The sequence below is a fragment of the Mesorhizobium bavaricum genome, from assembly GCF_056781655.1.
In genome coordinates, this window is sequence record NZ_CM165566.1 from 1,126,766 (window position 1) to 1,143,286 (window position 16,521).

Sequence of the window (16,521 nt, forward strand, 5' to 3'; positions counted from 1 at the left end):
ATCCCAGGGAAAAGCCGACAAGTGCCCGTGCTGGCGGCGGGCTGCGCCGCTTGCCCGGGCAAGCTGCCCCTGCTAAAGCGCGCGACATGAGCACGCCCCTCGACCACATCCGAAATTTCTCCATCGTCGCCCATATCGACCATGGCAAATCCACGCTTGCCGACCGGCTGATCCAGCTGACCGGCGGGCTGGAGCTGCGCGACATGAAGGAACAGGTGCTGGACTCGATGGACATCGAGCGCGAGCGCGGCATCACCATCAAGGCGCAGACGGTGCGGCTGAAATACCGCGCCAACAATGGCGAGGACTATATCCTCAACCTGATCGACACCCCCGGCCATGTCGACTTCGCCTATGAAGTGTCGCGTTCGCTCGCCGCCTGCGAGGGCTCGCTGCTGGTCGTCGACGCCTCGCAGGGCGTCGAGGCGCAGACGCTGGCCAATGTCTACCAGGCGATCGACAACAACCACGAGATCGTCGTGGTGCTGAACAAGGTCGACCTGCCGGCCGCCGAGCCCGAACGCATCCGCGAGCAGGTCGAGGAGGTGATCGGCATCGACGCTTCCAACGCCGTGCTGATCTCGGCCAAGACCGGGCTTGGCATTCCCGATGTGCTGGAGGCGATCGTCCACCAATTGCCGCCGCCGCGCGAGGGCGACGCCACGGCCCCGTTGAAGGCGATGCTGGTCGACTCCTGGTACGACGCCTATCTCGGCGTCATCGTTTTGGTGCGCATCATCGACGGCGTGCTGAAGAAGGGCCAGACCATCCGCATGATGGGCACCGGTGCCAAGCACCTGGTCGAGCGCACCGGCGTGTTCACACCGGCCCGCATCAATGTCGACGAACTCGGCCCCGGCGAGTTCGGCTTCTTCACCGGCTCGATCAAGGAAGTGGCCGACACCCGCGTCGGCGACACCATCACCGAGGACAAACGCCAGACGGCCAAGGCGCTGCCCGGCTTCAAGCCGGCGCAGCCGGTGGTGTTCTGCGGCCTGTTCCCGGTCGACGCCGCCGATTTCGAGGATCTGCGCGCCGCGGTCGGGAAACTGCGCCTCAACGACGCGTCCTTCTCCTATGAAATGGAAACCAGTGCAGCACTCGGCTTCGGCTATCGCTGCGGCTTCCTTGGCTTGCTGCATCTCGAAATCATCCAGGAGCGGCTGGAGCGCGAGTTCAACCTCGACCTGATCGCCACGGCGCCATCAGTCGTCTACCGGCTGCTGCTCACCGACGGCTCGATGAAGGAACTGCACAACCCGGCCGACATGCCCGACGTGGTCAAGATTTCGGCCATCGAGGAGCCGTGGATCCGCGCCACCATCCTGACCCCCGACGACTATCTCGGCGGCATATTGAAACTCTGCCAGGACCGGCGCGGCATCCAGGCCGACCTGTCCTATGTCGGCAAGCGCGCCATGCTGATCTACGATTTGCCGCTCAACGAAGTCGTCTTCGATTTCTACGACCGGCTGAAGTCGATTTCGAAAGGCTACGCCTCGTTCGACTATCATTTGACCGACTATAAGGAAGGCGACCTGGTGAAGATGTCGATCCTGGTCAATGAGGAGCCGGTCGACGCGCTGTCGATGCTGGTGCACCGCACGGCGGCGGAAAAGCGCGGAAGGCAGATGTGCGAGAAGCTGAAGGAGCTGATCCCGAACCATCTGTTCAAGATCCCGATCCAGGCCGCGATTGGCGGCAAGGTGATCGCGCGCGAAACCATCTCGGCGCTGCGCAAGGACGTGACCGCCAAGTGCTACGGCGGCGACGTCTCGCGCAAGCGCAAGCTGCTGGACAAGCAAAAAGAAGGCAAGAAGCGGATGCGCCAGTTCGGCAAGGTGGATATCCCGCAGGAGGCGTTTATCCAGGCGCTGAAGATGGGGGACTAAGCGGTCCGGCCCTTGGCCGGACGCATCGACCCGGCGGGTCGATGCGAGCGCAAGTCCGGGTGGGAGCTGCCGAAGGCAGCGGGTCCCACCCCGGGGGTTGCGGCAGTGCTGCAACCCTGTCCAACGGATGTCGCTGATGGGATCGAACGCAACAAGAAACGCGGCAATCTCAGCGGGCGCCACCACCAAGAAAACGGCGCAAGGCCTTGAGATAAGCGGGTCAGCAACTCAGCTGGACCGATTCTGTCGCCGGCTCGAAAAATGATGGCTTCAAAATGGAATGGCTCGTTAAGTCGAACGCGCCCTTCTGTCCCGAATAAGAAATGATGGCGTGGAAGGGTTGGTACGAACCCACTCCAACCCTGAGTTGGTTGCTCGTGCCACAATGGCGGGCTAGAAAAATCGCGCGGCGGACCTTAATCAGTTCGCCAGTGGCCGGCGCGAGGCTCAGGCAATTGTCTCACCGGCATCGCGCCGGCCATTTCCCCGGACGGTGCGGATGGGTGGCGATCACCCGAAGCAGGTGGCGACCTCCCGACACTGCCGCTTTTCGTTTCGCGCCACTCTTTGAGAACGCCCCGCCCTGAAGTATCCTCGGCACGGCTTGGGGGAGATTTCACATGCGTTCCAATTCTCTGGACACCGTCGCCGCGATCGGCCTGGCGATCGGCGGCGCACTAGGCCTTGCCGGCACTTTCGTTGGCAGCGACGCGCTGCGCGAAACGCTGTGGACGATCGACGGTGTGGCCCTCGTGGTCGCGACCGCGCTGCTGACGATCAGATATCAGCGGCTGGGCAATGACTGCGTCGCGGCCGGATTCCTCACCTTCCTCGCCGGCGAGAGCCTGTTGCTTGCCGGCAATGCGGCGGGCCTGCAGGCCAGCGTTCCCTCCTATGTCGGCGGCATCTCACTCTGGGCGGCCGCACTGGTCATGGTCAGCGCGCCGAAAACCTTCGCGCTGTGGATGCGGCTCACCGGTGTCGTGGCCGCCGCGCTGTTTGTCGCCTCAGTGGGCATGATCCTGTGGGGCGCACCCTTGCTGCCGACCTCGTCGCCGCTGCCCGCCGCCGGCTATCCGTTCCTGGTGCTGACCTTCATCGGCTGGATCTGGACCCTGCTCAGGCCTGGGCGGTGATGCGCCCTGACTTCTCTGCTTGTGGGAGAGGTGGATCGGCGCGTAGCGCCGAGACGGTTGAGGGGTGCTGCAAGAAATGAGGCGTCGGTGTTTTCTGGAACACCCCTCATCCGGCCGCTTCGCGGCCACCTTCTCCCGCAGGGGGAGAAGGAAGGCGAACGTTGGCGCCGCCCCTCATCTGGCTGCCGCCATCTTCTCCCCGTGGAACGGGGAGAAGGACGCTGTCACATCCGGTTTCGCGAATTGTCAGCGTTACAGGAAAGGCGTCGGCGTTGCGGCCAGCCTCTTTCTCCCCGTAAACGGGGAGAAATGCCCGGCAGGGCAATGAGGGGCGGCGCCGACTTCGGTGATTGTCGCGCCCGGAAGGCTCAACTTTCAATCCACACCTTCTCAAAATGCTGCTCCAGCGCCTGGTGCTGCTCGCAGCCTTCGATGCCCTTGCGGTAGGTGCGGTAGACCGAGCGCCAGTAGGGTTGGATGATGATGCCGCTGTCGCGCAGATTCTGCTCGATCTTTCCCATGATCTCCTTGCGCGCCTTGGCGTCCGGGGTCGCCAGCGCCTTGTCGAGCAGGGTGTCGAACTCGGGATTGGCGTAGGCGCTTTCGTTCCAGGCGGCGCCGGATTTGTAAGCCAGCGCCAGCACCTGGACGCCGAGTGGGCGGCCGAGCCATTCGGTGCAGGAGAAGGGGTATTTGCTCCAGTCGTTCCAGAAGGTGGCGGCCGGCAGCACGGTGCGCTTGATCTTCAAGCCGGCCTCGCGCATCTGCGCGGCGATGGCGTCGCCGGTGCTCTTTTGCCATTCGACGTCGACGGAGATGAGGTCGAACTCGTGGTCGGCCTTGCCGGCCTCGGCGAGCAGTTTCTTCGACCCCTCCACGTCACGCTTGGCTGGGCCGATATCGGCATATTCGGGGTGCATGGGGCCGACATGGTGGTTGTCGGCGGGCTTGCCGCGGCCGCCGAGACCAAGCGCCAGCACGGCGGAATTGTCGACGGCGAGCTGGGCGGCGCGGCGCACCTTGGCGTCGTCATAGGGCGCGTTGCCGACATTGAAGCGGGCGACGATGGTGGAGCCGGTGGCGATCTCGGAATTCTTGAGCCCCATCTGCTCGGTCTGCGAGACGGCGTCGGAGGCGGTTTCGTGGTCGGTGTCGATCTCGCCGGATTCGAACGCCGACAGCATGGCATTGGGGTCGGAGCCGTAGTCGACCCATTTAATGCCGTCGAGCCAGAACTCGCCCTTCCACCATTTCTCTTTGCGTTTCACCTCGGCGCCGGTCTCGGCATCCCAGCTGACCAGCTCGCAGGGGCCTGTGGTGATGGAAAGGGCCTTCTTGGGGTCGCCGTCGCCCTCATAGGAGCGGTGCATGATCAGCGCCGGATAGTCGGCCATGCCGGCGATCAGCGAGATGTCGGGCTTGGGCAGGTTGAGTTTTATGGTGAAGTCGGCGACCCTGGCGATGCCGCCATCGACCAGCTTCTTGGTGTCGGCATTGACCAGCGCGCCCATGCGCGCGGCGACCGAATTGCCTGCTACCGAGGCGTCGCACCAGCGGGTGAGGTTGTGGATGACATCGTCGGCGTTGAAGGCATCGCCGTTCGACCAGGTGATGCCCTTGCGTACATGCAGCGTCAGGGTCTTGGCGTCGTCGCTCGCCTCCCAGCTTTCGAGCAGCCAGGGCTCGAAAGAGAAGTCGGTGTTCCAGCGCACCAGGTATTCGTTGCAGTGGCGGGCGACGTTGGACATCTCGACGCCGTCGAAGGTACGCGGATCCTTGAAACCCTTGACGTTCATGGCGACGCGCAAGGTGCCGCCGCGCTTGGGCTCGGCGGCGCGGGCAGGGGTGGGGGCGAGGCCGCCAAGCGCCAGGGCGCCGGCGGCGCTGACGCCAAGGCCGGCCATCAAAGCGAGATATTCGCGGCGGCTGATGCCGCCGGTCCTGAAATCGTCGGCGACGGGTTTGGCCTGCGGGTGCAGTTTGCGGTCAGTCAGCATGAATTTCATCGTCGTTCCCCTGTCGTTGGGCGCCCCGGCGGACACATCCAACGCGGTGTGGGCGGACCGCCAGGACGCCGTTGCCTGAGCAGGCGAATGATAGAGCGGGGTGACGCTGGGGAGTGTTCGGTTTTCCGCAGTGATTGTGCGGTGCTCCGCAGGGTTTCAGCCACCGGCGCCTCTCCTCAGCCGCTCAATACGGCCATTCACCTCGGCCCAGCGCCGCAACCGCCGCAATGATCCGCCCAAACGCTTCCGCCGCCGCCGGCACGGTCGCGCGGGCGCGCAGGAAGCTGTGCACCAGTCTCGGCTCCTCGTGCCACCGTGCCTTGCCACCGCTAGCCACAAGGCGGTCGCGATAGGTCTCGCCGTCCGACGACAGCGGATCGCATTCGGCGGTGACGATCACCGTCGGCGGCAGGCCGGAAAAGTCGGTGTCGCGCAGCGGCGAGAAGGTCGGATCGTCCGATGATTGGCGCTTGGCCGAGCGGACGTCGCGGTAGAAGGCGATGTCGTGCAGCGACAGCAGCGGCGCGTCGGCGTGCTCGATGTAGGAGCCGGCGCTCTCGTCGCCGCCGAGTTCGGGATAGATCAGCAGCTGGCCGATCGCGGCGCGGGCGTGACGGCGCGTCGCCTGCGCCACCCCTGCCGCGAGGTTGCCGCCTGCGCTTTCGCCGCACAGCACGAGCGGCAGGCCAGTGCTCGCCGCCGCCCATTCGAAGGCGGTGACGGCATCGTCGAAGGCGGCGGGGTGGACATGCTCCGGCGCCAGCCGGTAGTCGACCGACAGCACGTCGAAGCCGGTGCCGGCGCAGATCTCGGCGCAGATGTCGTCATGGCTGTCGAGCCCGCCGAGGATGAAGCCGCCGCCGTGGTAGTAGAGCACCATCGCCTGCGCGGCCTTGCCGGCAAGCTGGTAGCGGCGGACCGGGATGTCGCGGCCGGCGGCGGCAATCAGGCCGTCGCTGGTCTTGACCCCGGGTGGGCGGCCCCGGTGGAAGGCCCGGCACATCCTGTCGTAGACCGCGCGCTGCTTGTCGATCGGCAGGCCGATGATCTCGGGCGGATACCAGGCATTGACCGCGTCGATATAGGCCCACAGGGCCGGGTCGAGCCGGGCCGCGTATTTTCCGCGCGTGCTTGGTGCGGGAGTCATAGATCGGCGTAGAGCTCCGCCGCGTTTTCAAAAGTGAAGCGCAGCGGCACCGAGCCTTCGACCTGCCAGGCGGTGACGGTCTCACCGGCCAGCAACCGGCAGGCGCCGTCGGTGTCGGTGACGGCGCCGCCATAGAGCCGGTTGGCGAGGTTGAGAATGCCGGTCTGGTGCATGGCGGCACTGCCGCTGCCGCAGGCATCCTTGACCAAGAGCACGCGAAAGCCTTTGGCGACGGCGTCCTTCACGGTGGCGTCGATGCAGGCCTCGGTCCACACGCCGGCAACGACCAGCCATTCGAAGCCGCCAGACTTGAGGTCACGGGCCGCCGGACCCGACCGGAAGGCGCTGGCCTCGGCCTTGATCAGCAGGGCCTCGCCATTGACGGGCGCGACCTCGTGGCAGATTTCGGTCAGCGGATCGCTCTTGTCGGAAAAGGCCGACTTGCCGTCGGCACCCAGCGGATGAAACGGCCGGTCCTGCTTGTCGAGATCGACGATGTAAGCCCAGTGGTAGAGCGGCACATGGTTCTGCCGCGCCGCCGCCTGCAGGCGCTGGACGTTGGCGAGGATGCCGGCAAAGCCTTCGACCAGATAGCGCTGGTCCTGCCGGTGCTCTTCCTGCAGGTCGATGAACACCGCGGCCACCGCGCCGCGCTTGATGGAGATGGGAGCCTTCACGCGAGGAACTCGTCCTCATAAGGAAAGCGCGACAGGAGTTCGGTGCCGGTGTCGGCGATCAGGATCTCGTCCTCCAGCTTGACGCCCTCGCGGCCGCCCTTCTCGCCGATATAGCTTTCGACGCTGACCACCATGCCTGGCACGATATGGCCGTCGCGGCCATAGGTCTCGTAATCCATGGCGTGGGCGATGAAGGGCGTTTCGCCATGCATGCCGACGCCGTGCATGACCGAGGTGTAGCGCTGGTCGACGAAGCGGTCGGGGATTTTCCAGGCCTTTTCGGCGATCTCGCGAAAGGCCATGCCGGGTTTGACGACCCCGATGTTGTGCTGAACCTGGTCGTGCGCCATGCGGTAGAGCGATTTTTGGTAGGGCGTCGGCTTGCCCGGCCCGCAGCGGAAGGTGCGCGAGAAATCCGAGTAATAGCCGTAGCAGCCGATGGTGTCGGTATCGAGCGCCAACAATTCGCCGGGCCGGATCTTGCGGCCGCTGGCCTCGTTGAACCACGGGTTGGTGCGCTGGCCGGAGGTCAAGAGCCGCGTCTCGATGAACTCGCCGCCCTGGCGGATGACCTCGCCATACATGATGGCGAACAGGTCGTTTTCGGAGACGCCGGGCTTGATCGCCTCGCGCACCGCATAGACCGCGGCCTCGGCGCCGGCCATCGACACCTGCAGGCATTTGACTTCCTCCGGCGTCTTCACCGCGCGCACGGCGAGGATTTCGCCCTGGCAATCGCGGACCTCGCAGCCGCGCTTTTCCAGGGCCAGCGCCTGCAGATGGCTGCAACGGTCGAGGCCGAGCTTCATCGAACCGCCGCCATGCTGCTTGAGAAGCTCGGCGATCTCGTCGGCGAACGGGCCGGCGGTCTCGTCGTCGCGGCCGGAGACCGATGACCAGACCAGCTTGGAGGGCCGCGCCTCGTCGATCGTGTCGAGCACCATCGAGACATGGTAGCTCTGCGGGTATTCGAACAGCACGATCGGCCCTTCGGTCGGAATGAAGAAATAGCGGGTCGAGTTGCGCAGGAAATAGCCGAACATGTTGCGCGAGCCGGTGGCGTAGCGCTGGTTGTAGGGGTCGAACAGGACCACGCCGCCATAGCCGGCCGCGCGCATCCAGCCACGCAGTTTTGCCAGCCGGCCTTTACGCAGGGCGTCGGCATCGATGAAGGACGGCTCGGTGTCGGACAGCCACATGCCGCCGGCCGGATCGGCCGCCGCCGGGTGGCGCATGCGATCCTTGAAGTCGACGTCCTCGGTGCTGTCGGGGTCGAATACGACGATGCTCATGGGGGTGCCTGACCTTGCGTGGGTTGCGAGGTCTGAGCATGGCGCAAACGGGGCGGAGGGATTGTGCGGAAAACCGCGTGGGTTATGCGGGATGCCGCTGCACCTCTGGGTCAGATCGATACGCCAGCTTCATCTAAAAGCTAGCGATGAACGACTGCTAACCACCCCATTGCGGGCCATGCGTCATTCGCGGATATTGATGGCATGATTGAATTGGCAGGACGGAACTATGAAGCCACGATTGGCAGTGATGTCCAACGCGATGGCATGTATCTGGAGCTTGTCGACCAAGATAGTCACATAGTCGGCGAGATTTTCTTCTCAGATGTCGATGGGAAGATGACGATTACCTTGTGTCAGGCTGAAGTGCCTGTTGAAGTAGTCGAATGGATGATTGCCAGAGCCAACGTTCGCCTGCCACCAACCGATCCCATCGTCCGCTAACAGCAGATCGGGAAGGGTGCTTTGCAAACTTTCGGAGAAAGAATGATCGGCAAATCGATCCGCTCCATTGAAAGGAGCAAGCCGGGGTTTGGGATCACCGTTCTTTTCTCCGACGGCACTGGGCTTACCGTTTATACAGAAGTGTCGCTGCGCATGAGTGACGCAGCAAGCGGATCGTATATCGAACACGTTACATCCACCGATCAAGAGATTACCCTTCACTTGGGCGGGGATGACTTCGTCGCGATCTCGATCGACCGCCAAAACACGACGCCGTCGAGTTGTTCGTCTACCAAGACACAGACGGCACCTTTGTCGTCGAGAACTAAGCGACCACTTTCCGCCCATTTCAGCCGTTGGCGGCAACCAGCTAGTTGAGTTCTGGTCCTAGTGTCGTCGCGCCAGCTTCGGCGGGTGCCCATGTTCCTCCCTAAAAGCCCTTGCAAAACTCGACATCGAGGCGAACCCGCAGGCCAGCGCCACGTCGCGCACGGCGAGCGTCGAGTGCGCCAGCAGGTCGGCGGCGCGCTTCAGTCGGAGCCGCCGGTAGTAGCCGTTGGGCGAAATGGCGAGTTCGGAGCGGAAGGAGCGCTCGAGCTTGTCGGACGACACGCCGAGCCTGGCGGTGAGTTCGGCCATGCCGAGCCGCTCCTCGACCGCGTCCTCCATGATGGCGATGGCCGACAGCACCAGTTCGTTCTGGACGCCGGTGCGCAGGCGCAGCGGCATCATCTTGCGGTCGATGCTGGAGCGCAGCTGGCTGTGCACGAACCATTCGGCGACGCCGGCGGCGAGCTCGGCGCCATAGTCGCGGGTGATGATCTCCAGCATCATGTCAAGGCTGCCGACGCCGCCGGCCGAAGTGAAGCGCTTGCGGTCGATGACATAGAGGTCGCGCCGCAGCTCGATGTTGGGGAACGCCTCGGTGAAGGCGGCCTGGCTGGTCCAGTGCAAGGTGCAGGCATGGCCGTCGAGCAGGCCGGCGCGCGCCAGGAAGAACGCTGCATCCGCCACCGCGCCGATATGGGCGCCGTTGCGCAGGCTTTTGCGGATCCAGCTGGCGGCGTCCTCGGCGACGAGGTGATCGGCATCGCCGCCCGAGCAGACGACGATGCGGTCGACCTTGGGCGCGGCCTCGGCGTAAAAGCCCGGCTGGATGACGACGCCGTTCGAGGCCTCGACCGACCCTTGCGTAGCCCCGACGATGATCCAGCGATAGCACTGCCGCTTGGCCAGCACATTGGCGGCGCGCAGCGGCTCGATGACGGAACTGAACGCCATCATCGGAAAGCCGGGAAACACCAGCACGGCGAAGGTGAGGGGCGTTTCCGTGGGTTTGGGTGGTTCGCGCGTGGCCATGGCGTCCGGAGCCGGGAGGATCGGGGCGCTACAATTCGGGCAGATGGGGTTCGGGGTCAACCGGGCTGGTGGGCCCTATTACGTGAGAGGTTGGCGCTGCCCCTTTGCCATTAGATCGCGAATACTTTCTAGCCCCCCAGCGCCTGGTCCAGATCCGCGATCAGATCATCGCCGTCCTCGATACCGGCCGACAGCCGTACCAGCGAATCGGAAATGCCGATCTCGGTCCGCTTCTCCGCCGGAATCGAGCCATGCGTCATCAGCGCGGGGTGTTCGATCAGGCTCTCCACCCCGCCGAGGCTTTCGGCCAGTGTGAACAGTTGCGTACGTTCAAGGAAGCGTTTTGTGCCGGCAAGGTCACGGTCGAGCACGGCTGATATCATGCCGCCGAAGGCATGCATCTGCCGTTTGGCGATGTCGTGCTGCGGATGGCTGGCGAGGCCCGGATAGATGACGCGGCGCACGTCCTTGCGGCCTTCCAGCCATTGCGCGATCTTCAGGCCGTTGGACGAATGGCGTTCCATCCTGAGCGCCAGCGTCTTCAGCCCGCGCAGCGCCAGAAAACTGTCGAACGGGCCTGAGATGGCGCCGATGGCGTTCTGCAGGAATTTCAGCTGGGCGGCGAGGTCCTTGTTGTCCCCGACCACGGCGACGCCGCCGATCATGTCGGAATGGCCGTTGAGATATTTGGTCGTCGAGTGGATGACGATGTCGATGCCGAGCTCCAGCGGCCGCTGAATATAAGGGCTGCAAAACGTGTTGTCGGCGACGGTGAGCACACCCTTGCGTTTGGCAAGGGCGGCGACACCTTCGAGGTCGACGATGCGCAGCAGCGGGTTGGTCGGCGTCTCGACCCAGAGCAGCTTCGTCTCCGGGCGGATCGCCGCCTCGACGGCGGCGAGGTCGGTGAAATCGACGAAGCTGACCTTGAGATCGGCCGAGCGCTTGCGCACCCGCTCCATCAGCCGGAAGGAGCCGCCATAGATGTCGTCGGTGGCGACGATATGGGCGCCGGCATCGAGCAGCTCCAGCACGGTGGCGATCGACGCCAGTCCGGAGGCGAAGGCGAAAGCCGCCGTGCCGCTTTCGAGGTCGGCCACCGCGCGCTCGAAGGCGAAGCGGGTCGGGTTCTGGCTGCGGGCATATTCGAAACCCTTGTGCACGCCGGGCGATTGCTGGCCATAGGTCGAGGTGGCGTAGATCGGCACCATCACCGCGCCGGTCAGCGGATCGTGGCTCTGGCCGCCATGGATGGTGCGCGTCGAGAAGGCCAGGCGGTTCTTGCCCGATGATGATGGGCCCGATGGTGGTGTGTTGCTGGTCATCGTGCGCGCCTCAGATGGTTGATCAGGTCGATGCGGGTTATCAGGCCAACGAACTCGTCGCCGTCGAAGATGATGGCGACCTCGTTGCGGTCGAACACCGGCAGCAGCGCGTCCAGGGTCTGGCTGGCCTGCAGCGTGTGAAGGTTGGAGGTCATCGCCGTGCGCACCGGACCGTTGAAGCGCTCCCAGCGGCCGTCATGCGGGCCATCGACCTTGGCCAGGATGTCGCTTTCGTCGACGATGCCGACGAGCTTGCCATTGTCTAGCACCGGCAGCTGCGAAACGTCGGAGCGGCGCATGCGGCCATAGGCGTTGAGCAGGCTTTCGTCCGGACCGACAGCGACGGTATCTCCGGTGCGGTGCGAGCGCATGACCAGGTCGCGCAAATCGCCGTGCTGCTCCTGCTCGGCCAGGCCTTGCTCGGCCAGCCAGAAATCGTCGAACACCTTCGACAGATATTTGTTGCCGCTGTCGCAGACGAAGGTGACGACGCGCTTGGGCACAGTCTGTTCGCGGCAATAGCGCAAGGCGGCCGAGAGCAGCGTGCCCGACGACGAGCCGGCAAGGATGCCTTCCTTCGACAAGAGATCGCGCACCGCCAGCATGCTCTGCTTGTCGGGAATGGCGTAGGCCTTTTTCACCAACGACAGGTCGGCATTGGGTGGCACGAAATCCTCGCCGATGCCTTCGACGGTCCAGCTGCCGGCCTCTTCCATCTTGCCGGTCTTGATCAGCGGCGCCAGCACCGAGCCGACCGGATCGGCCAGCACCATCTCGGTCTTCGGCGACACTTTGGCGAAGTAACGGCCAAGCCCGGTCAGCGTGCCGCCCGAGCCGACGCCGACGACCACCGCGTCGACATCGCCGTCGAGCTGGGCGAAAATCTCCGGCCCGGTCGTCGTCTCATGCGCCAGCGGGTTGGCCGGATTGGCGAACTGGTTGGCATAGAAGGCGCCCGGCACCTCGGCGGCGATCTTCTCGGCCATGTCCTGGTAATATTCGGGGTGGCCCTTGCCGACATCGGAGCGGGTCATGCGCACCTCGGCGCCGAGCGCACGCAGATGCTGGATCTTTTCGCGCGACATCTTGTCGGGCACGACCAGCACGATGCGGTAGCCCTTGGGGATGCCGACCTGGGCGAGGCCGAGCCCGGTGTTGCCGGCGGTCGCCTCGACAATGGTGCCGCCCCGCCTGAGCTTGCCCTGTTTTTCAGCCGCCGCGATCATCGACAGCGCAATGCGGTCCTTGATCGAACCACCGGGGTTCTGGCTTTCGAGCTTGATGAACAGCCGGCATTTGCCGGTGTCGAACTTGGTCAGCTCGACCACCGGCGTCTGGCCGATCAGGTCGAGAACCGACGCATAGGGCGGACGCAGGCGGGACATTGTGCTTTCCGACGCGGCGATCTTGTGCTCGCTCATACCGATGCTCCATGATCAAGCGACCGCCTCGGGGCAGAGCGGCAGCGTATCCTCTTCTCCAGTCCTTTACAGTCGGAAAGAAGATAGATCGTACCAATCAACCGGCCAGATGAGGAATGAAATTCCAGGTTCGCCTCAAGGGCTCCGAGGGTGCGTCGAGAGTCAGGTCAGGCCGAGCCGAGATGGTGGATTCCGAGAACCGGAGCGGAGCGTACTTAAAGTACGTGAGCACCGGAAGCGGAGGAAACAGCCATTCGCAGGCCGGCATCACCTGAATATCGACACACCCTAACCCAGCAGCTGCTTGCTCAGCCTGGCGCATTGAACGCGAATATCCGGGATGGCGTCGATCTCGAAAAAGGTGCCGCGCGTCAGCGGGCCGACCGCCAGGATCTTGGCGGACACGCCGCCGTCGCTGGCGATGATCTCGCAATTGGCCGACACGTCGAGACCGATGCGCAAGGGATCCGGCCGCGCCAGGCCGCGATCGACCAGCGAGCGCACCACGCTGTTCGACGAGGTCGAGATGTCCCTGACGATGCCCGAGCAATCATAGATGCGGGCGACCTCGAACGTTTCGAGACGCTGCGTGTGGCGCGACTGGACCTGGACCGTGAACTCGCCGTTGCCCTCGATGTCGACGACGCGCCCGGCGACAAGGCGGATGCGGCCGGATTGCACCGCCTCGGTGACGCGGGCATAGACTTCGGGCGCCATGCGATGGCGGTGGATGTCCCACCAGGCCTTGGTGTGCTCGACAAAGCGGCGCTTGGCGGAAGCCGGCCAGTTCTGCCAGATCTTCTGGTTGAACGGCCGCAAGCCGTCGACGACGTCGCGCCAGTCGATGCCGGCCTTCTGGTTCTCCTTGATCAGGTCGCGGAACCAGCCGACGAAATAGGACAGCTGGGTGCCCAATGGAATGTCGGCGACGTCGAGTTTGATCGGGTTGCCCTTGCGATGCGGCGAGGGCAGCAGGCCGCGCCGCGACACCGCGATGATGTCGCCGCGATGGCCGCGCTGCTCCAGCGCGAGGAAGGCATCGACCATGCTGAGACCCGTACCCAGCACCATGACGCGGCTGTCCGAGGGCAGTGCCGTGTCGGCTTCCGAGCCCATTCTGATGGCATGCCCTTGCGCCGCCTCCTCGTCATGGCCGGTCGCCAGCACGGCGAGATGGGCGACGACGCTGGTGCCGTTGGCGAGTGCCACCTCGACGCCGGACGGGGTGGGCGTGATCGAAAGGCTCTCCTCGCGGATCAGGCGCAGCCGGCCGGTTTCGCGCTCGCGCGATTCCAGATCGTCAAGCAGTTCCTTGAGGTAACGGGCATAGAGGCTGCGCGGCGCGTAGACCGGCGCCTGGTCGGGGGTCGCCAGGCCGCGCTCCAGCAGCCAGCGCCAGAAATTGCCGGGATCGTCGGCATAGGCGCTCATGCCGGCGGCACTGACATTGAGCACATGCGCCGACAGCAATGTCGAATAGGCGATGCCCTGGCCGAAATGCGGGCGCTTTTCGATCAGCGTGACACGCAGATCGGGATTGGGCGATTTCAGGAGATGCGCGGCCATCACGACGCCGCTGGCACCGCCGCCGACAATGATGATCGAGTTGGCGCGCCCGGTCATGCGCAGGACTGCCTTGGCCGATGTGCCGGTGTCAGGCCTGGATTTTCAGCGCCGTCGAAAGCTCGTCGCCAGCCATGTCGCGCATTTCGGCGAGGCTGCGCTGATCGAGCACCTCGGCGATCGCCTGCCGGACCTCGAGCATCAGATGTCGGACTTGGCATGTCGCCTCGTTGCAATCTTCACAGCGCTGGTACTGGGTGCGGCTGGCGCAAGGAATTGGCGCCAGCGGCCCGTCGAGCACGCGCACGACGTGGCCAACCTTGATCTCATCGGCAGGCCGCGCCAGGCGATAGCCGCCATCCTTGCCCTTGCGGCTCTGGACGAAGCCGGCATTGCGCAGCTCGCCGAGAATGGCGTCGAGGAATTTCTTCGGGATGTTGTTGCCGGTGGCGATGTCGTTGACGAAAGCGAGCTGTCCGACCGGCAGTTGCGCGAGGTGTACGAGCGCCTTGAGGCCGTACTTGCCCTTTTTCGTGAGCATGAAATCAAAATTTCTCTGTCATGCGACGGCGCGAAACCATCGGTTGCGAAACGCCTGCCGTGCGTCTCCGCCACGTCCAAGCCCACATGACACATAAATTCTAGTGACATGGTGTACAAGCCGAGAGTTGTTGATTTTGCTTCGTTTTCAAACCGCTACGGCCATTTTGTCAGGACTTTGTGCCCGCGGGGACACAAAAGCGTACGATTTTGGCGCCCGAAGCGCGTTGCCAGCGAAGATCGCGATGTGGTGGCCGCTCATCGTCGCCTCCAGTTCCCAATGTCGATATAAGATTACTATACTTACCCCCGAACACGCGAAACGAGGGTTTTAATTCCACGGCTGTTTGAGGCATGGATTTGCCTGAAATTGGGCGGGATAGGAATTCTCGTTCGCGGTGGGTAGCGCGGACCGTTGTCGATAGGCCAGCCCCTCCTGACGCAGTCGAGAGGTTCGCAAAGCGCTCCCATTCCCGGCAGGCTGGTCGTCGGGACAAGTCGGCCGCAGCCACCCTATCCGCTTCAGCAGCCCGCCACCGGTAGCTTTTTTCTAACAAGACCGCTTCGGCTAGAAGGATTTAACTCTACAAGAACGATAGAATTAGCTGACTATCATGGGGCATTCCGATTTTCTCTTTTTCAGGAGCCCTTCATGTCCACCATTTCGCGACGCATCATTCTCCTCTCATCGGCGGCACTTGCGGGTGCTGCGTTCCTCAGCCCGGCCTTTGCCGACGACCTCAAGATCACCATCGGCTACCAGACGGTGGTCGAGCCCTCGAAAGTGCCGCAGGCCGACGGGACCTATGAAAAGGCGACCAAGGCAGCAATAGACTGGCGCAAATTCGATTCCGGCGCCGATGTCATCGCCGCGGTCGCTTCCGGCTCGGTCGACATCGGCTATGTCGGCTCGAGCCCGCTGGCGGCAGCGGCCAGCCGCGAGCTGCCGATCCAGACCATTTTCATCGTCGGCCTGATCGGCGAATCCGAGGCGCTGGTCGCCCGGAACGGCGCCGGCGTCGAGAAAATTGCCGACCTCGCCGGCAAGAAGGTGGCCGTGCCTTTCGTCTCGACGACGCATTACAGCCTGCTTGCCGCGCTGAAGCATGAGGGCGTCGATCCGAAGTCGGTCGAGATCCTCAATCTCAGGCCACCGGAAGTCGCCGCGGCGTTCGCGCGCGGCGACATCGACGCCGCCTATGTCTGGGATCCGGCGCTCGGCCAGATCAAGACGACGGGCAAGGTCGTGCTGGATTCTTCGCAGGTCGCCGCCTGGGGCGCACCGACCTTCGATGCCTGGATCGTGCGCACCGACTTCGCCGAAAAGAACCCGGAAGCCGTGCGTGATTTCGTCAAGGTGACGGGCGCGTCCTATGCCGAATTCCTGGCCAAGCCGGATGCGTGGTCGGTGTCGTCGCCGCAGGCAGCCAAGATCGCCAAGCTCACCGGCGCCAAGCTGGAAGAGGTGCCGCAGCTGCTCAAGGGCTATGTCTTCCCGACACTCGAAGAGCAGGCCTCGGACAAGTTCCTCGGCGGCGGAACGGTCAAGGCGGTCGAGGCAACCTCCGCCTTCCTCAAGGAGCAAGGCAAGATCGACGCGGTGCTGCCTGACTATTCGAAATACGTCTCCTCGAAATATGTCACCGAGGCGCTGGCCTCGAACTGAGCGCCTGCGTGCCATGGAATGCGCGCGGATCTCCTTCCCTGACGCCGCGTGCT

At 64.1% G+C, this 16,521-nt stretch carries 14 protein-coding genes; 5 read left to right on the forward strand and 9 right to left on the reverse strand.

Annotated features, from left to right (window positions below):
* Window positions 1–86 precede the first annotated feature (86 nt).
* Together lepA and AC1RZR_RS05395 are read left to right on the forward strand one after the other, a co-directional pair.
* Window positions 87–1,892 (forward strand): translation elongation factor 4, encoded by a 1,806-nt coding sequence (gene lepA, locus AC1RZR_RS05390; protein WP_477268734.1) that lies wholly within the window; start codon window positions 87–89, stop codon window positions 1,890–1,892.
* Between the two features lie 620 nt (window positions 1,893–2,512).
* Window positions 2,513–3,028, forward strand: a complete 516-nt coding sequence (locus tag AC1RZR_RS05395) for a hypothetical protein (RefSeq protein ID WP_481827877.1) — start codon at window positions 2,513–2,515, stop codon at window positions 3,026–3,028.
* 368 nt (window positions 3,029–3,396) lie between these two features.
* Here AC1RZR_RS05395 and AC1RZR_RS05400 read toward each other — a convergent pair whose 3' ends face one another.
* The 4 genes from AC1RZR_RS05400 to AC1RZR_RS05415 all read right to left on the reverse strand — a co-directional run bounded on the left by AC1RZR_RS05400 (window position 3,397) and on the right by AC1RZR_RS05415 (window position 8,150).
* Window positions 3,397–5,034, reverse strand: a complete 1,638-nt coding sequence (locus AC1RZR_RS05400; RefSeq protein WP_481827878.1) for an ABC transporter substrate-binding protein — start codon at window positions 5,032–5,034, stop codon at window positions 3,397–3,399.
* A 184-nt stretch (window positions 5,035–5,218) separates the two neighbouring features.
* Window positions 5,219–6,181 carry an alpha/beta hydrolase gene (locus AC1RZR_RS05405; protein WP_481827879.1) on the reverse strand — a complete coding sequence of 321 codons (963 nt, stop codon included), beginning with the start codon at window positions 6,179–6,181 and terminating at the stop codon, window positions 5,219–5,221.
* Complete coding sequence (locus AC1RZR_RS05410) at window positions 6,178–6,858, reverse strand: isochorismatase family protein (RefSeq protein WP_481827880.1); 681 nt, start codon at window positions 6,856–6,858, stop codon at window positions 6,178–6,180. The genes AC1RZR_RS05405 and AC1RZR_RS05410 overlap by 4 nt, the downstream gene beginning before the upstream one ends.
* The gene (locus AC1RZR_RS05415; RefSeq protein WP_481827881.1) at window positions 6,855–8,150 is read right to left on the reverse strand and encodes a M24 family metallopeptidase; all 1,296 of its coding nucleotides are present in this window, start codon (window positions 8,148–8,150) and stop codon (window positions 6,855–6,857) included. Before AC1RZR_RS05415 ends, AC1RZR_RS05410 begins: the two co-directional genes overlap by 4 nt.
* Before the next feature lie 204 nt (window positions 8,151–8,354).
* On the opposite strand from AC1RZR_RS05415, the gene AC1RZR_RS05420 reads away from it, so the two are divergent.
* Together AC1RZR_RS05420 and AC1RZR_RS05425 are read left to right on the forward strand one after the other, a co-directional pair.
* Window positions 8,355–8,594, forward strand: a complete 240-nt coding sequence (locus AC1RZR_RS05420) for a hypothetical protein (RefSeq protein ID WP_481827882.1) — start codon at window positions 8,355–8,357, stop codon at window positions 8,592–8,594.
* A gap of 42 nt (window positions 8,595–8,636) precedes the next feature.
* Window positions 8,637–8,972, forward strand: a complete 336-nt coding sequence (locus tag AC1RZR_RS05425; protein WP_481827883.1) for a hypothetical protein — start codon at window positions 8,637–8,639, stop codon at window positions 8,970–8,972.
* Window positions 8,973–8,981: 9 nt separating this feature from the next.
* On the opposite strand, the gene AC1RZR_RS05430 is transcribed toward AC1RZR_RS05425, so the two are convergent.
* The 5 genes from AC1RZR_RS05430 to AC1RZR_RS05450 all read right to left on the reverse strand — a co-directional run bounded on the left by AC1RZR_RS05430 (window position 8,982) and on the right by AC1RZR_RS05450 (window position 14,803).
* On the reverse strand, window positions 8,982–9,953 hold the full coding sequence (locus AC1RZR_RS05430; RefSeq protein WP_481827884.1) for a GlxA family transcriptional regulator: 972 nt from the start codon (window positions 9,951–9,953) through the stop codon (window positions 8,982–8,984).
* Between the two features lie 128 nt (window positions 9,954–10,081).
* Window positions 10,082–11,278: a trans-sulfuration enzyme family protein gene (locus AC1RZR_RS05435; protein ID WP_477268741.1), complete on the reverse strand. Its 1,197-nt coding sequence runs from the start codon at window positions 11,276–11,278 to the stop codon at window positions 10,082–10,084.
* Window positions 11,275–12,699, reverse strand: coding sequence for a pyridoxal-phosphate dependent enzyme (locus AC1RZR_RS05440; protein WP_481827885.1), 1,425 nt, complete (start codon window positions 12,697–12,699; stop codon window positions 11,275–11,277). Before AC1RZR_RS05440 ends, AC1RZR_RS05435 begins: the two co-directional genes overlap by 4 nt.
* Window positions 12,700–12,987: 288 nt before the next feature.
* The gene (locus tag AC1RZR_RS05445; RefSeq protein WP_481827886.1) at window positions 12,988–14,322 is read right to left on the reverse strand and encodes an FAD/NAD(P)-binding protein; all 1,335 of its coding nucleotides are present in this window, start codon (window positions 14,320–14,322) and stop codon (window positions 12,988–12,990) included.
* 31 nt (window positions 14,323–14,353) lie between these two features.
* Window positions 14,354–14,803 (reverse strand): RrF2 family transcriptional regulator, encoded by a 450-nt coding sequence (locus AC1RZR_RS05450; RefSeq protein ID WP_477268744.1) that lies wholly within the window; start codon window positions 14,801–14,803, stop codon window positions 14,354–14,356.
* Between the two features lie 651 nt (window positions 14,804–15,454).
* On the opposite strand from AC1RZR_RS05450, the gene tauA reads away from it, so the two are divergent.
* Complete coding sequence (tauA, locus tag AC1RZR_RS05455; RefSeq protein ID WP_481827887.1) at window positions 15,455–16,468, forward strand: taurine ABC transporter substrate-binding protein; 1,014 nt, start codon at window positions 15,455–15,457, stop codon at window positions 16,466–16,468.
* Window positions 16,469–16,521: the final 53 nt, after the last annotated feature.

Excerpts from the sequence above, each read along its gene's own strand:
- lepA (WP_477268734.1), top strand. The coding sequence starts at position 87 with ATGAGCACGCCCCTCGACCACATCCGAAATTTCTCCATCGTCGCCCAT.
- AC1RZR_RS05395 (WP_481827877.1), top strand. The coding sequence starts at position 2,513 with ATGCGTTCCAATTCTCTGGACACCGTCGCCGCGATCGGCCTGGCGATC.
- AC1RZR_RS05400 (WP_481827878.1), bottom strand. The coding sequence starts at position 5,034 with ATGAAATTCATGCTGACTGACCGCAAACTGCACCCGCAGGCCAAACCC.
- AC1RZR_RS05405 (WP_481827879.1), bottom strand. The coding sequence starts at position 6,181 with ATGACTCCCGCACCAAGCACGCGCGGAAAATACGCGGCCCGGCTCGAC.
- AC1RZR_RS05415 (WP_481827881.1), bottom strand. The coding sequence starts at position 8,150 with ATGAGCATCGTCGTATTCGACCCCGACAGCACCGAGGACGTCGACTTC.
- AC1RZR_RS05420 (WP_481827882.1), top strand. The coding sequence starts at position 8,355 with ATGATTGAATTGGCAGGACGGAACTATGAAGCCACGATTGGCAGTGAT.
- AC1RZR_RS05425 (WP_481827883.1), top strand. The coding sequence starts at position 8,637 with ATGATCGGCAAATCGATCCGCTCCATTGAAAGGAGCAAGCCGGGGTTT.
- AC1RZR_RS05430 (WP_481827884.1), bottom strand. The coding sequence starts at position 9,953 with ATGGCCACGCGCGAACCACCCAAACCCACGGAAACGCCCCTCACCTTC.
- AC1RZR_RS05435 (WP_477268741.1), bottom strand. The coding sequence starts at position 11,278 with ATGACCAGCAACACACCACCATCGGGCCCATCATCATCGGGCAAGAAC.
- AC1RZR_RS05440 (WP_481827885.1), bottom strand. The coding sequence starts at position 12,699 with ATGAGCGAGCACAAGATCGCCGCGTCGGAAAGCACAATGTCCCGCCTG.
- AC1RZR_RS05445 (WP_481827886.1), bottom strand. The coding sequence starts at position 14,322 with ATGACCGGGCGCGCCAACTCGATCATCATTGTCGGCGGCGGTGCCAGC.
- AC1RZR_RS05450 (WP_477268744.1), bottom strand. The coding sequence starts at position 14,803 with ATGCTCACGAAAAAGGGCAAGTACGGCCTCAAGGCGCTCGTACACCTC.
- tauA (WP_481827887.1), top strand. The coding sequence starts at position 15,455 with ATGTCCACCATTTCGCGACGCATCATTCTCCTCTCATCGGCGGCACTT.